This window comes from Actinopolyspora sp. BKK2 (genome assembly GCF_011291845.1).
Lineage (GTDB): Bacteria > Actinomycetota > Actinomycetes > Mycobacteriales > Pseudonocardiaceae > Actinopolyspora > Actinopolyspora saharensis.
On sequence record NZ_JAANTE010000002.1, the window covers coordinates 477,041 to 491,664 of the forward strand.

Annotated in this window: 16 protein-coding genes; 11 read left to right on the forward strand and 5 right to left on the reverse strand. The window is 68.0% G+C overall.

The window, feature by feature from the left end; all coding sequences use genetic code 11:
* Positions 1-141: 141 nt before the first annotated feature.
* Positions 142-930 carry a type I methionyl aminopeptidase gene (gene map, locus G9Q41_RS06070; RefSeq protein WP_165631848.1) on the forward strand — a complete coding sequence of 263 codons (789 nt, stop codon included), beginning with the start codon at positions 142-144 and terminating at the stop codon, positions 928-930.
* A gap of 172 nt (positions 931-1,102) precedes the next feature.
* Here the strand turns inward: map and G9Q41_RS06075 are convergent, their stop codons facing one another.
* Positions 1,103-1,759, reverse strand: a complete 657-nt coding sequence (locus tag G9Q41_RS06075) for a methyltransferase domain-containing protein (protein ID WP_165631847.1) — start codon at positions 1,757-1,759, stop codon at positions 1,103-1,105.
* Positions 1,760-2,220: 461 nt separating this feature from the next.
* Here G9Q41_RS06075 and infA point away from each other — a divergent pair, with 461 nt between their 5' ends.
* The 9 genes from infA (at position 2,221) to G9Q41_RS06120 (ending at position 7,400) form a co-directional block, all read left to right on the forward strand.
* The gene (gene infA, locus G9Q41_RS06080; protein WP_017976785.1) at positions 2,221-2,442 is read left to right on the forward strand and encodes a translation initiation factor IF-1; all 222 of its coding nucleotides are present in this window, start codon (positions 2,221-2,223) and stop codon (positions 2,440-2,442) included.
* Positions 2,443-2,495: 53 nt separating this feature from the next.
* Positions 2,496-2,609, forward strand: a complete 114-nt coding sequence (gene rpmJ, locus G9Q41_RS06085; protein WP_026152744.1) for a 50S ribosomal protein L36 — start codon at positions 2,496-2,498, stop codon at positions 2,607-2,609.
* Positions 2,610-2,830: 221 nt separating this feature from the next.
* Complete coding sequence (gene rpsM / locus G9Q41_RS06090; protein WP_092526012.1) at positions 2,831-3,208, forward strand: 30S ribosomal protein S13; 378 nt, start codon at positions 2,831-2,833, stop codon at positions 3,206-3,208.
* A gap of 23 nt (positions 3,209-3,231) precedes the next feature.
* Positions 3,232-3,636, forward strand: a complete 405-nt coding sequence (gene rpsK / locus G9Q41_RS06095) for a 30S ribosomal protein S11 (RefSeq protein WP_017976782.1) — start codon at positions 3,232-3,234, stop codon at positions 3,634-3,636.
* Positions 3,637-3,659: 23 nt separating this feature from the next.
* Complete coding sequence (gene rpsD / locus G9Q41_RS06100) at positions 3,660-4,265, forward strand: 30S ribosomal protein S4 (RefSeq protein ID WP_092526015.1); 606 nt, start codon at positions 3,660-3,662, stop codon at positions 4,263-4,265.
* Between the two features lie 152 nt (positions 4,266-4,417).
* Entirely contained in the window at positions 4,418-5,539 is a 1,122-nt protein-coding gene (locus G9Q41_RS06105) for a DNA-directed RNA polymerase subunit alpha (protein WP_092526019.1), read from the forward strand.
* A gap of 46 nt (positions 5,540-5,585) precedes the next feature.
* The gene (gene rplQ / locus G9Q41_RS06110; RefSeq protein ID WP_165631846.1) at positions 5,586-6,146 is read left to right on the forward strand and encodes a 50S ribosomal protein L17; all 561 of its coding nucleotides are present in this window, start codon (positions 5,586-5,588) and stop codon (positions 6,144-6,146) included.
* A 17-nt stretch (positions 6,147-6,163) separates the two neighbouring features.
* Positions 6,164-7,042, forward strand: a complete 879-nt coding sequence (gene truA / locus G9Q41_RS06115; RefSeq protein ID WP_165631845.1) for a tRNA pseudouridine(38-40) synthase TruA — start codon at positions 6,164-6,166, stop codon at positions 7,040-7,042.
* A 109-nt stretch (positions 7,043-7,151) separates the two neighbouring features.
* Complete coding sequence (locus G9Q41_RS06120; protein ID WP_165631844.1) at positions 7,152-7,400, forward strand: hypothetical protein; 249 nt, start codon at positions 7,152-7,154, stop codon at positions 7,398-7,400.
* Between the two features lie 51 nt (positions 7,401-7,451).
* Here the strand turns inward: G9Q41_RS06120 and G9Q41_RS06125 are convergent, their stop codons facing one another.
* A complete protein-coding gene (locus G9Q41_RS06125; protein ID WP_092526025.1) occupies positions 7,452-8,186 on the reverse strand; it encodes a hypothetical protein in 735 nt (244 codons plus the stop codon).
* Complete coding sequence (gene eccE, locus G9Q41_RS06130; RefSeq protein ID WP_165631843.1) at positions 8,183-9,364, reverse strand: type VII secretion protein EccE; 1,182 nt, start codon at positions 9,362-9,364, stop codon at positions 8,183-8,185. Before eccE ends, G9Q41_RS06125 begins: the two co-directional genes overlap by 4 nt.
* A gap of 313 nt (positions 9,365-9,677) precedes the next feature.
* Here eccE and eccB point away from each other — a divergent pair, with 313 nt between their 5' ends.
* Positions 9,678-11,273 (forward strand): type VII secretion protein EccB, encoded by a 1,596-nt coding sequence (gene eccB, locus G9Q41_RS06135; protein ID WP_165631842.1) that lies wholly within the window; start codon positions 9,678-9,680, stop codon positions 11,271-11,273.
* A gap of 254 nt (positions 11,274-11,527) precedes the next feature.
* Here eccB and mycP read toward each other — a convergent pair whose 3' ends face one another.
* Both mycP and eccD read right to left on the reverse strand, forming a co-directional pair.
* Positions 11,528-12,943: a type VII secretion-associated serine protease mycosin gene (gene mycP, locus G9Q41_RS06140; RefSeq protein ID WP_165631841.1), complete on the reverse strand. Its 1,416-nt coding sequence runs from the start codon at positions 12,941-12,943 to the stop codon at positions 11,528-11,530.
* A gap of 165 nt (positions 12,944-13,108) precedes the next feature.
* Positions 13,109-14,521, reverse strand: a complete 1,413-nt coding sequence (eccD, locus tag G9Q41_RS06145; protein ID WP_092526037.1) for a type VII secretion integral membrane protein EccD — start codon at positions 14,519-14,521, stop codon at positions 13,109-13,111.
* Between the last annotated feature and the right edge of the window lie 103 nt (positions 14,522-14,624).

A 14,624-nucleotide genomic window follows, 5' to 3' on the forward strand; every position in this document is an offset into this window, starting at 1 on the left:
TTCGCGAGCGGATGCCGGCTTGCCGCGGAACGGACCCGGCCACTCGGTTCGTCCGAGCCCGCGCTCGCGGTCTCCGGGACGACACGCGCTCAAGCAGAAAAATGTTCGTGAGAAGCCGTCGACTTGACGGGAGGGGGCGCAATGTTGCGTCGAGGTAAGGGAATCGAACTCAAGAGCAGGGGTGAGATCGAGGCGATGCGCGCCTCGGGGCTCCTGGTCGCGAAGGCCCTCTCGGCCGTGACCGAGCGGGCCGAGCCCGGTGTCAGCACCGCTGAACTCGATTCCGTGGCCGAGAGCGTGATCCGCGACGCGGGTGCGATCCCCTCCTTCAAGGGCTATCACGGTTTTCCCGGCTCGATCTGCGCCTCGATCAACGAGAAGATCGTGCACGGCATCCCCTCCGAGACGGAGGTGCTGGCTGACGGCGACCTGATCTCGGTGGACTGCGGGGCGATCCTGGACGGGTGGCACGGTGACTCGGCCGTGACGATCCCGGTCGGTTCGGTCGGTTCCCGCGAGCTGGCGCTGTCCGCGGCCACCGAGCGCGCCATGTGGGCGGGCATAAACCAGGTGGCCGAGGGAAACCGGCTGACCGATATCTCGCACGCGGTGGAGTCGGCCGCGCGGGCCGCTGCTTCCTCGGACGGGATCGACTACGGGATCATCGCCGAGTACGGCGGTCACGGGATCGGCACCAGGATGCACATGGAGCCCTTCCTGCCGAACCTGGGCAAGCCGGGCAAGGGGCCGAAGCTCCGGACGGGCATGGCACTGGCCGTCGAGCCCATGCTCACGCTCGGCCCGCCCGACACGGAGGAGTTGGACGACGAGTGGACCGTGGTCACGGTCGACGGCTCGCGTGCCGCGCACTGGGAGCACACGGTGGCGATCACCGAGGACGGTCCCTGGGTGCTCACCGCGGCCGACTGAGTTCGCCGCCCTCCCCGCCGCGGGGCGGGGCGGGCGGACTCGTGAGCGGGTTTTTCGGAGCTCGAGCAGCGCCTGCCGCGTCCTCGCGGGGAGAAGAGCCGGAGACGTGCGCGATCCCCGCCGCGGAGTTACCGCGGTCGCAGCTCCGCGGCGCGCCGGGGGCTTTCTCGGCTCACCCCTCGTTCGTCACCAGCGGGCGTCTGCAGGTGTAGTGCAGGATCGGGGGGAGGTTGCGCCAGGTGACGTGGGTGAGCACCTCGTCGAAGTCGGAGTGCAGCCGGGTGCCGAATCGGCGCCCCGTCGGGGTGTGCTGCATCGGCAGGTAGGTGAGGGCCGTGAAGACCCCCGCGGGAGTCAGCGCCTCGTGGCACTGCCGCAGGATGTCGCCCTGCGCATTTTCCGGAAGCAGGGACCAGGGTATGCTGGTGACGATCACATCGGCCGCTTCGACCCCGAGCCGGTCCAGGACGCCGCGCAGGTCGCGCGCGTCGGCGTGGACGGTTTCCATCCGGGGGTAGTTGGTGCGGAGGTGCCGCACGAGCCCCTCGTCGAGTTCGATTCCGATGTGCCTGCCCGCTCCCGGGAGCCGGTGGTGGATGGCCCCGCTGAGCGAGCCGGTGCCGGGGCCCAGCTCGACCACCACGGGAGCGCCGGAGCGGGGGACGACTTGAGCCACGGTCCTGCCCACGACCTGCGAGGTGGGGGTGGCCGCTCCCACGGTGGTGGGGCTGCGTAGCGCGGTGCGGAAGAACCGCCCGTACTCCGCCAGGGGGGTTCCGCCGGGTGTGCGACGTTCCGGTGCGCGTCGGCCGTGGTGCTGGGCGGTCACTGTTCTCCTCGATACGCGTCCCCGGCGCGATGTGCCGGCCGAAACTCGATCATACCGACAGGCCGTGCCGTGGTGAGAAATGTTTTGGGGCCTTTTCGGCTGATACTCTTCGTGGTCGTGGGGCGACTCCTGGTGCGGCGCGTGGCGATGTCCAGCCCCGATTTGGGTGGCATTCGCGCGTGCGCGTACAGTGGAGTACCGGCGCACTCGTGGCGTCGGTTCGTCATGCCGTTCTGCTCGCAGGGGCGGCCATGGTCCGCTGGGCGGGTCAGGGCACGGTTTCGCTACGGAACGGCCGTGGTTCCTGCTGTGCCGTCGAGGCTAACGCGTCGGGGGCGGTGGGGCCTGCGGACCGCGCGTGGAGTGGGTCTGCCCTAGGTGCCGGCTCCGGCGTCCAGCGGTAATGAAGCGGTACACGCTACCGAGAAGATGAACTGTCACCGTCACGAAACGCGGAGGACATGGGCAAAAAGGACGGGGCCATTGAGGTCGAGGGTCGGGTGATCGAGCCGCTCCCCAACGCGACCTTCCGTGTCGAGTTGGAGAACGGCCACAAGGTCCTCGCGCACATCAGTGGCAAGATGCGCCAGCACTACATCCGCATCCTGCCCGAGGACAAGGTCGTCGTGGAGCTGTCTCCCTACGACCTCTCCCGTGGGCGCATTGTCTACCGCTACAAGTGACCTCCACGGTGTCCGGGTTTACGGACACGCTTCGCGATCAGGAGAGCACGGCCGTGAAGGTCAAACCGAGTGTGAAGAAGATCTGCGACAACTGCCAGGTGATCCGTCGTCACGGACGGGTCCTCGTGATCTGCAGCAACGGGCGGCACAAGCAGCGCCAGGGCTGACCGGGCAGTAACGCGGTCGCGGACAAAACCACAGACCGACAAGGGACCTCCCCGTAACCTGCCGGCCCGGGAGTTGGGTCGGTTCACCTCCGGAACCAGGCCGGGGCTTCGTGCAAGGCGTGGTCCCGACGGGCGCTCCAGCGCGGACGTCCGACGGGAACCGGGCGCACGAGGACGGTCGGGGAGAAGACCTGGAACGACGAGTGAGGAGTACCTGCCAAATGGCAAGGCTCGCTGGCGTCGACCTCCCGCGCGACAAGCGCGTCGAGGTCGCGCTGACCTACATCTACGGCATCGGCCGCAGCAGGTCGAAGACGATTCTGCAGACGACGGGTATCTCCTTCGACACCCGTGCGAAGGACCTCGACGACGACCAGATCTCGGCGCTGCGTGCCGAGGTCGAGAACAACTACCGGGTCGAGGGTGACCTTCGCCGCGAGGTCCAGGCCGATATTCGCCGGAAGATCGAGATCGGTTCCTATGCCGGCATGCGGCACCGTCGTCACCTGCCGCTGAACGGGCAGCAGACCAAGACCAACGCCCGTACCCGGAAGGGACCGAAGAAGACGGTCGCAGGCAAGAAGAAGGCCAGGAAGTAAGCCTCGCGAGGAGTTGAACAGCGATGCCACCGAAGGGGCGCGCCGGCGCCGTCAAGAAGGTCCGGCGTAAAGAGAAAAAGAATGTAGCGCACGGACAGGCGCACATCAAGAGCACTTTCAACAACACGATCGTTTCGATCACCGACACCGTCGGTTCGGTGATCAGCTGGGCCTCCGCCGGGCACGTCGGTTTCAAGGGCTCCAAGAAGTCGACGCCGTTCGCGGCTCAGATGGCCGCGGAGAACGCTGCCCGCAAGGCCGCCGAGCACGGCATGAAGAAGGTCGACGTCTTCGTCAAGGGACCGGGCTCCGGACGTGAGACGGCGATCCGCTCACTGCAGGCGGCAGGCCTCGAAGTGGGCACCATCCAGGACGTGACCCCCCAGCCGCACAACGGCTGCCGCCCGCCGAAGCGGCGCCGGGTCTGACAGCGGGAAAGGAGTAGACACCAATGGCGCGTTACACCGGTCCCGCGACCCGCAAGTCCCGCCGGTTGAAGGTTGATCTCATCGGCGGCGACCAGTCGTTCGAGCGTCGTCCGTACCCGCCGGGGCAGCACGGCCGCGGTCGCATCAAGGAGACCGAGTACCTGCTGCAGCTGCAGGAGAAGCAGAAGGCCCGCTTCACCTACGGGGTGCTGGAGCGGCAGTTCCGCTCCTACTACGAGGAGGCCAACCGCAGGCCCGGCAAGACCGGTGACAACCTGCTGCAGCTGCTGGAGAGCCGGCTGGACAACGTGGTCTACCGCTCGGGGATCGCACGTACCCGCAGGCAGGCCCGTCAGCTGGTGAACCACGGTCACTTCCTGGTCAACGGCAGGAAGGTCGACATTCCGAGCTACCAGGTATCGAAGTTCGACATCATCGACGTCAAGCCGAAGTCGTTGAACACGACGCCGTTCATCATCGCCAAGGAGACCCTGGGCGAGCGGCCCTGTCCGGCCTGGATGCAGGTGGTGCCGTCCTCGCTGCGCATTCTCGTGCACCAGCTGCCCGAGCGGGCGCAGATCGATACGCCGGTCACCGAGCAGCTCATCGTCGAGCTCTACTCGAAGTGATACCGGACGGAGCGGCTACCGTGTCGATGGCTGCTCCGTAGCCCGGTACGGGTGGGGGCGCGAAGGCGTCCCCGCCTCGCCCACTGTTCGCAGCGGGCACGCCATCCCTTCGGCGTAAAATGGCGGGCGCCGTGTGGAAAGGAAAAACGACAGTGCTCATCTCCCAGCGACCCTCACTGTCCGAGGAGCCTATTTCGGAGACGCGCTCCCGGTTCACCTTCGAGCCGCTGGAGCCCGGCTTCGGTTACACCCTCGGCAATTCGCTCCGCCGTGCCCTGCTGTCCTCGATTCCGGGTGCGGCCGTGACCAGCCTGCGTATCGACGGTGTGCTCCACGAATTCACCACGATTCCGGGGGTCAAGGAGGACGTTACCGACGTCATCCTGAATATCAAAGAACTCGTGGTCAGTTCCGAAGAGGACGAACCGGTCACCATGTACCTGCGCAAGCAGGGCCCCGGTGACGTCACCGCCGCCGACATCGTTCCGCCCGCCGGTGTGACCGTACACAATCCCGATCTTCACATCGCTACCCTCAACTCGAAGGGCAAGCTGGAGATCGAGCTCGTGGTCGAGCGGGGACGCGGTTACGTGCCCGCGGCGCAGAACAAGGAGTCCGGTGCCGAGATCGGTCGGATTCCCGTGGACTCGATCTACTCCCCGGTGCGGAACGTCTCGTTCGACGTGACGGCTACTCGCGTCGAACAGCGTACGGACTTCAACCGGCTCGTGCTCGACGTCGAGACCAAGCCCTCGATGACCGCGCGGGACGCGGTCGCCTCGGCCGGGCGCACCCTGGTCGAGCTGTTCGGGCTGGCTCGGGAGCTCAACGTCGACGCCGAGGGCATCGAGATCGGTCCTTCGCCGGCGGAGGCGGACACGATCGCCGCCTACTCCATGCCGATCGAGGACCTCGATCTGACGGTGCGTTCCTACAACTGCCTCAAGCGTGAGGGGATCCACACCGTCGGGGAACTGGTCTCGCGCAGCGAGGCCGACCTGCTGGACATTCGCAACTTCGGTGCGAAGTCCATCGACGAGGTCAAGATGAAGCTGGTCGGCCTGGGGCTGACCCTGAAGGACAGCCCGCCCGGATTCGACCCGTCGGCCGCTGCCGCCGAGTACCCCTCCGAGGGCTGGTCCGAAGAGACGAGCATGCCGCAGGAGATGTCCACGGGCGGTTTCGACACCGGTCTCGACAGTGGATACGACAGCGGCTTCGACAACGGCTATGACGACGACGGTCAGGACTACGCGGAGACGGAACAGCTCTAACCGCTTCGCGGACTGGTTTCCGGCCGCACCTTGAGAGGAGCAACCGATGCCCAGCCCAACGAAGGGGCCGCGTCTCGGCGGGTCGCCGTCGCACCAGCGGCTGATCCTGGCGAATCTGGCCTCCGCGCTCTTCGAGCACGGGCGGATCACCACGACCGAGGCGAAGGCGAAGCGGGTTCAACCGCTCGCCGAGCGGCTCATCACCAAGGCCACCAAGGGTGACCTGCACAATCGTCGCGAGGTGCTGAAGACGATCCGGGACAAGGACGTCGTGCACAAGCTCTTCGCCGAGATCGGTCCGTTCTTCTCGGACCGCCCCGGTGGCTACACCAGGGTTGTCAAGACGATGCCGCGCAAGGGCGACAACGCCCCGATGGCGGTCATCGAGCTGGTCAACGAGAAGACGGCCACTTCCGAGGCGGAAGCGGCGCGCGGCACCAAGTTCGCCAAGGACCAGCAGTCCGCGGCGGACGCGGAGCAGCAGGCTCCCGCCGAGTCCTCCGAGGTCTCCCAGGAGGAGACCTCCGACATGGAACCCGCCGAGGGGTCCAGGGAGACCGTCGAGGAGAGCCTGGAAGACAAGGACGAGAAAAAGGACGAGTCCTGATCTCTTCCGAACACGCTGTGAACGAACCCGCCACTTCCTCCGGGAACGGCGGGTTCGTTCGTATTCGCATCGATCTGTGCTACGACGGCACCGACTTCTCGGGGTGGGCTCGTCAGCCCGGGCTGCGTACCGTGCAGGGGCTGCTCGAGGACGCGCTGAGCAAGCAACCTCCCGGCCGGGAGGTCGTCGGTTCCGTGGTGGTCGCGGGTCGTACCGATTCCGGGGTGCACGCCGATCACCAGGTGGTGCACGTCGACGCGGTCCCGCTGGCCCCGGATGAGGCCGGGAGGCTGGCGCTCGACGAGCACGGTGTTCCGGACCTGGAGCGGCTGTGCGGGCGGTGGAACCGCATTCTCCCCCCGGACGTGCGGGTGTTGCGGGCTCGCGTGGCGGCCGAGGGGTTCGACGCGCGGTTCGCCGCTGCGCGGCGGCACTACCTCTACCGGGTCTCCGACGCGCCGTGGGGCGTCGATCCGCTGCGCAGGCGGGACACGCTCGCCTGGAACAGGCCCCTGGACGTGGATCGGTTGAACCGGGCCTCCTCCGAGCTGCTCGGGCTGCACGATTTCGCGGCTTTCTGCAAGAAGCGCGAAGGGGCGACCACGATCCGGGAGCTGCTGTCCTTCGAGTGGGAACGCGTCGGGCGGTACTCCTTGCAGGCGCGCGTCAGCGCCGACGCTTTCTGCCACTCGATGGTGCGGAGTCTGGTCGGATCGGTGCTGATGGTCGGTGACGGCAGGCGCGCTCAGGAGTGGCCGGGCGAGATGCTTCGTTCAGAGACGCGTACCAGCGCCGTGGCCCCGGCGCACGGGCTGACGCTGGCCGAGGTCGAGTACCCGCCGGACGAGGAGCTCGCGGAGCGCGCGCGGACCACGCGGGTGCGCCGCTCCCTCTGAGCTTTTCCGATTTTGCCCATAATTGGCAGTTGTCCCCAGCGACGTCGTTCCTCCACAGAACCGTCGATCGGGTAGTGCCCGCCGGGCCCGCTCGCAGCATGCTGGGCCCATGGAGCGGAAGATCCTCGAACCCGAGTCCAGCGGTTTGTTCACCCGGGTGCAGGCGCTGCGCAGCGGGCTGACCGACTCCGACCTCAGGGCCGCGCACTACCACCGGGACCAGCGCAGACTGGCCGCGCTGCGCGCGAGCGGGTGGCACGTGATGGTGGTTACCTCCGAGGAGCTGACGCGCAGTCCTCGGGAGCTGGTTCAGCGGGTGCGGGCGAAGCTGCACGAACGGTCGTCCAGTTTTGCCTAAAATTGGGCCCCTGGGGAAAGTCCCAATTTTAGGCAAAACTGTGTGAACCGCTCAGTCCCCGCGGCGGATGGGCCCCAGGATCTCCTGCTCGCGTTTGTTCGTGACCAGCTGGATGGGGTTCCAGACCATGTTGCCGAGCGCGATGACTCCGTCGTCCTTGAGCGTGGTCAGCTGCTGGACCTGCGGCGGGTGCAGGTGCCATATCCGGCCTGCCAACTGCGCCTGGTTGGCGGGAAGGCGCTGCAGCAGCACGAGGTCCGCCGTGTTCGCAGCCGTACCGTTGCCCACCTGCGGGTGCAGGTAGGGCAGTACGTACATGGTGGTCTGCCAGGCCGAACGCGGCGGGAAGAGCTCCTGCGGAACCGCACCGCCGTCGTGGATGACCAGCAGCGGGGCGTCCTCGCTGGAACGCGGAAGGTCGAACGGTGTCAGACGCCTGATCTGCACGAGCGGGACCGGCTGCCCGTCGGGGGTTTCCCCCGCGGCCTGCTCCAGGATCTTCCACGGCTCTGGACGGCCGGTGGCCACGATCACCCAGGCCCCCGTCGCCATCGCGCGCAGCGCGATCTGACGGGCCAGGTACAGCCCGCCCACCGTGACCATGCGAGTCGGCTGCGGACGCAGGATCGAGGTGGACATCGGCTCGCCCTGCGGGCCGGAACCGATGATCATCCCGCCGCGGTCCCCGGAGGGGCTCACCGTGTCGAGGGTCTCGGGCGGTACGAGGAACTCCGGAACAGCGTCGCGCAGGTCGTCCGGCGTGTCGATGGTCCTGCTGCGGCTCATACCGCACCTCCGAACGGGAGAGTGGCGGTGAACCCTGCCAGCTGTACTCCACGCAGCGGGGTCAAGGTCACTCCGAGTCTGTTGCTTATCGTGCGCAGCCTTTCGTCGGCCGCGTCGAGTTCGGCCGGGGTGCGGGCGCTGACGCGCACGAGACCACGCATGCCGACCTCGTTCTCCTCACCGGTGGGGGAGATGGAGATCGCGACGGTGGAGGAAAGCGCCCGGACACCGGTCAGCGCGTTGAGGCTGTGGCTCATCTGGGACGGCCAGCCGGTTATCGCGTAGCTGGAGTGCCCGACTCCGCCCGCGGTGACGCCGTCCCACCGCTCCTTGAGTCCGACGGAACGCTGGGAACCGAGCACCGATTGGAGCTCGGCCGAGGCGATCCCGGCCTGCAGCAACTCGTCCGGGTCCAGCGGCCGGGTGGGCACGGACTCCTGCTCCAGCGCGCTGCGCACGCGGGACAGCGCCCCGATCAGCGCCCGGTGGGCGCCGACGATGCCGCCACCGCGCTCGCCGACGGCCTTGGCGCAGCGCTTCGGGTCGAGGCGAACCGCCACCCAGGTGGTGCGGCGCGCGGCGGCGGGAAGCGGCCCGAGAACCTCCAGGTAGGAGTTCAGCGCCGGTGAGTTGGAAGGCAGCGTCGCACTTCCGGGATAGCAGTGCCAGATCACCTGGATCGCGTCGAGAACCACCCCGCGGTCCTCCAGGCAGGGGGTCAGCGCTCCCAACGGCAGGTTCGGGTCCTTGCCGATCTCGTTCACCAGCGACGGCGTCGGCTCCACCATGAGCACGGCGGTCCACTTCCCGTCGTTGAACGCCATTCCCACGTGGTTGCGATCGTGGTCCTGGCCGTGCGCGACGACCAGGTCGGGAACGACCAGCCGCAGCAGCGACACGCGGTGGTTCTCCTCGGGGCCGATCACTCCGTCGCCGTTCTCGTCCCCGCCTTCGGTCAGACCGGGGGTGACGGGTTGTACGGCACTGGTGTGGTTGCGGAAGTTGTACTCCAGCACCAGCCCGAACAACTGGGTGAACCAGCGGCCGCGCCTGCGCAGCAGCGCGAGGATCAGCATGAACCCGGCGACTCCGGCAGCGACCGGCCACAGCGTCTGGTCGACGGCGATGATGACGAGACCAGCCGCCAGGCCGATTTCCATGACAACTAGGTTCGACACGGGCAGCGCGCCGAGGCTTGCTCCGTTGGTGCGTCGCCGTGCCCGGACTCGCGCCCGCGGTGTGTTCGTGGGCCCGGCGCCTGATGATCCTGACGCTTTCGGCTGGGCCGGATGCTGTGTGGTCACGGACATCCGTTGGGTCTCTCCCCCTCGCAGGTAGATGCGTCTGCCCACTGTGGGTGCGGGCGAGTGTAGGTACCGGTAACCGATCGAAGAGAATACTGCGCTGAGTCGGTCGAACCGTACCCACGCGGCACCCTTTCCCGGCTACCCTGCTGAACGGTACCTCGGACGGGAGAGCTTTAGGCGAAGAATGGCATCAACACCCACGACGAAATCACAAGTCCAGGCTTACAAGTTCGTCATACGCCGCATGGAGTCCGCGCTCGCCCGCAAGGACGCGGTGATGTTGCACGATCCGTTGGGCTCGCACAAACGAGCGACGATCGCAGGCGCGATCCTCGCCTGCATCGGAATGATCGGCTTCCTGGTCTGGGGACTGTTCAGTGGGCAGGGAACCGTTCCCAAACCGGGTTCGGTGGTCATCGCGAAGGGCAGCGGCAGCGTTTACGTCGTCACTTCCGATGATCGGACCGACAAGCGGTTGATTCCGATGCTGAACATGGCTTCGGCCAAACTGCTGGTCATGGCCAATGGAGGTGGTCAAGGACAGGCTATCGAGCCGACGAAGGTCAAGGAGGCCGCGCTGGCCGAGCTGCCCCGCGGTCCGAAAACGGGGATTCCCAACGCACCGAACCTTCTCCCCTCCCCGGACGAGACCGTCTCCCCGGCCTGGGCCATCTGTGACGTGGCCGAGCTGAACAAGGCGTTGAGTCCGTCGAAGATGCAGGCGGCGGCCACTGTGGAGACCACTGTCGTCGGCGGTGTCGCGGATCGGGGTGAGGAGCTCGGGGTCGACCAGGCGCTGTACGTGGAGGACAACAGCTCGCAGCAGCGCTACCTGGTCTACCGCGACGACTCGCGGAACGGTTCGGCAACCCGCGTGGTCCGCGCGAACGTCACCGACGCGGATCCCGCCGTGCTGGAGATGTTCGGGCTGAGCGGTGCGGAGCCGCGAGCGATCAGCACGAACATGCTCAACGCGATCCCCGAGGTCGATTCCCTGGAGGTCCCGGACCTCCCGGAGGGGAGCCCGGACTACCGCAGCGGGACCTACCAGCTCGGTGACGTGGTTTCCCGGAGCGTTCCCGGGCAGAACGAGAACGAGCACGAGTACTTCGTGCTGCTGGACAGCGGTAAGCAGCGGATCACTCGCGGTGCCGCCGCCGTGCTGCACGCGTCCCGGTACTCCTCCGAGGAGATTCCCAATGCCACGGGGATGCTGACCGAGGTGGACGACGCGGACGCGAGTGACGAGCTCGCCGTTCAGCACTTCCCGAAGGGGGTGCCGGAGCCGGTTCCGTTCTCCGAGGCGGACAGCTCCTGCCTGAGCTGGAGCGACCGCTCCGGTGAGCAGCAGGTCACCGTGACCGTGGGATCGGGCTCTCCCGCGCCGAAGGCCCCGGTCAAACTGGCGCAGTACGACGGCCAGGGACCGCGGGTGGACTACTTCTACATGCCCCCGGGGAAGGCGGCCGTGGTGCGCGGCACGACGGGGCCGGACACCGCCGAGGGCGGGCCGATCTACCTGGTCTCCGACCGCGGTGTGACCTACGGGATCAAGGACCTCGCCACGGCGAAGGGGCTCGGCGTCGTGAACGGTGCCGGTGACATCAAGTCAGCTCCGGCTTCGGTGCTCGGTGCCCTGCCGTCCGGGGATTTCCTGGATCCGGCTCAGGCCAGTCTCGTGTACGACTCCATTCCGATGGACTCCGAGGCCGGGGTGAACCGGCCTCCGGAGGAGGACTCGGAGTCCGCGGCGGGGAACTCGGTCTCCGCCGGGAGCTGAGCCCCGGGAGCTGAGCGAGATGCGGTCCCCGCGTCACTGGCGCGGGGACCGCGTGCTCGCGTCGCCGGGGCGGTCCGCGGCGGCGTCCCGGGGTGGTGCCGAGCGAGTGCTCCACCGGCTCGGTGCGGGACACCGCTCGGGAGAGCACTCGCTGCCCGGGGCGTGGTGCCCCGCCAGGCAGTGGGCGGTCGCGTTCGCGGCGACCACCCGCTGCGGAGCAGGCTCCCGCGGCGGATCGGGATCCGCCCGGGGCCTCACTCCGGGGTGGTTCCCGCGTTGCGGGCGCGTACCCTGCGCACCGCGTTGACGAGGAAAGCCGTGAACAGGACGGTCGCGAGGCCGCCGACGGCTCCGCCCAGCGCCACCGCGACCGCGGCCCAGTTGCGCTCGGGGAAGACGTGGGCCTGGAGTTGCCGCTGCTGCGTCGGTGGGGCGGCGGCGTCGTGCTCGGCCGGGATCACGTTGTTGATGGCGGCCATCGGGTTGATCATCCCGTGCCCGACGATGTCGTTGTCGCTTCCGGTGCGCTGGGCCGTGTCGATGATGCGGTGCATGACCTGCTCCGCGGTCAGGCTCGGGTACTTCTCCTTGATCAGCGCGGCCAGGCCGGACACGTAGGGTGCGGCGAAGCTGGTGCCCTGGATCGGCTGCGGCTCGCTGTCCGAGCCGTGCGCGACCCGGTTCACCAGCCCGGAGGCGTTCACGCCCGGATCGAGCGAGACCAGGTTCTCCCCGGGAGCGGACACGTCCACCCACGGGCCGGGGACGGTGAACTCGGACGGGGCGCCGTGCTCGTTCACCGAGGCCACGGTCAGCACGTACTCGTCGAACCAAGCGGGGAGCACGGCCGTGCTCGGGCTGCCCGGGGCGTTCTTCTGGCACTGCCCGCCGGTGTTGCCCGCGGCGGCCACGACGACCACGTCCTGCTCGTAGGCGCGTTTCACCGCGTTGTGCAGTTTCTGGTTGCCCCTGTCGGCCGGGTTGCTCGCCCGGGCCAGCGACTGGCAGGAGGACTGCGAGATGTTTATCACCTCGACACCGCTGTCCACCGCGCTGTTGACGGCCCGAGCCATCGTCTCGGTGGTGCCGGGTGTGCTTCCGTCGCCCTGCTTCTTGTACAGCGCGGAGGACTGCCGCAGGGACAGGATGGTGCTCTCCGGGGCGATGCCGACGAAGCCGGTCTCGTCGGAGCTTTCTGCGGAGATGATCCCGGCGACGATCGTGCCGTGACCGTCGCAGTCCTGCAGCGCCCCGCCGGACAGCTTCGAGCCGCCGGCCTCGAGCCCGGGCTGGAGACGCGGGTGCTCGTTCACCCCCGTGTCGATCACCGCGACCGTCTGGCCGGCGCCGAGCAGCCCCTGCTCGTGGGCGCGTTGGAAGCCCAGCAGTCGCTGGCTCCAGGGCTGCTCCTCGATGGTGGTCCCGGAATTGCTGGCCTGCATGCAGGCCTGCTGCTGCTGGAAGCCCTCGTCGACCTGCAGTCCGCTTCCTGCCGTCATCCCCGGGTTCAGCGGTGGCGGTGCGTAGGGCTGGTCACTCGTCTCGGTGCTGCCCGCGTCCTGGGCCGCGGCAGGCGGTACCGCGCCGCACAGCAGGAACGTGCCGAGTGCGGCCGACATCGCCAGTGTGCGCCGCAGGCCGTCACGACGCGCGAATGTCGTTGAGCGCATCACTTGTCCCCTCCGGGAGTGGTCGAGAGGTCACGGCGACGGGGCGATCGACCCACTCGCCGCGGGCACGTCCTCCTGCGTGCCCGCGGAGCCGAGTGAGGAACGTGGGGCCGCCGGTGTCGGGAAACCGTTCGAACGGGAGCGCGGCTGTCCGGAACGACCACGTCAGAAGAGGCTGATGTTGAGGTCGCGGATCGCCATGTACACGTCCATGACTCCCAGCGCGAGGGGCAGCACGAGCGCGATCAGCACCGCTTCGAGGATGTCCACGCTGCGGCGCTGCACCGGGGAGAAGCGCCTGTTCGGGAAGACGACGCCGAACACGAGCGCGGCCACGCCGAGCAGCAGCAGCGGCCAGAAGACCCAGGTCAGCTTCTGCGTGGGAGTGGTGGTGGTCGGCAGCAGCAGCCCGGCGGTCACGCCGACGGCGGCGAGCAGCCCGTTGAGCAGCAGGGCGATCGCCTGGCTGCCGTTCGCGTAGTTGCGTCCCCGCAGCATCAGCACGGCGGCCACGACGATCGCGAGCACTCCGCCCCAGATGTTGGGGGCGGCGGCGGCGAGGATCCCGCCGAGCGCGGCGGTGGCTCCACAACCGACGATCAGCCCGGTCATGTACTTGTGCGCGAGCCCGGACTGGCGCTGGATCTCGTAGTAGTCGGGGAAGCCGCCGTCCTCCTTGAGGTCCTCGGAGCTGCCCGGCACGTGCGGCAGCGGGAGCTTGGCGAGCTGGATGGTTATGCGGGGGAGCAGCGAGATCCCGGCGAGTCCCACCGCCGAGGCCCCGGCCGCTATCCCGGGCAGCGTGGCGACCGGCACCAGCGTGGCGACCACGAAGCCGATGACGGCGAAGAACGCCAACGTAGCGGCGGCGATGAAGGTGATGATCCCCGCGCCGATCACCATGATCGACACCGCCGAGAATATGAGTACCAGTGCGCTGGCCAGCAGTAATTTGGGGCGTACTTCATCGCCGGGAACGATGTTGAGTCCCGCCACGAAGGCCATCGGCAGGCCACCGGCCGCCGCGATGACCGTTCCGGTGGTCGCCGCCCCGTATGCCCTGGTGACTATGGCGCCGATGCCGGTGGCGAAGACGGCCACGGCCAGCCCCGTGACCGCGGCGATGACGTGGAAGATGATTCCCTGCGGAAGCGTCGCCATTCCGAGGGCCACGGCCGAGGCGATCATGGCGATCGCGCCGGCGGCGTGGCCGGTCCTGGCCGCGGTCTCCTTCGTCCAGGGGCGGTAGCTCCCGGGTTCGGCCTCGGCCAGCGCGTCGACGACGTCGTCGTACAGCGGTGGTGGCGGATTGTCCGATTTGCGCCGCAACTGCAGCATGTCGCCGTCGACGATGCCGAGCGCGGCCAGGGTCTGGCTGGTGTCCAGCGGCGCGTCCCCCAACTTGGCCAGACACCAGCCGCCGTGTCGCGCCCCGCCGTCCGGAGTGGCTTCGTGAGCCATGTCCAGCAGCATCGGTAGCAGGTCCGCCACCGAGACGTCAGCGGGTAGCGCGAGGTCGATGCGAGTCTTCGGCGCCACCACCGTCACGCGGCTGAACACCGTGGTCCCGGTCGCCACTTGGGCCCCCTACTCCCTCGTTTTTCGTTCCGTTCGGTCGATACGTGTCTGTGCGCGTTCGGTCCGATCCAACCAACCGGGGTCGATTTCCGCGAAATCGCCC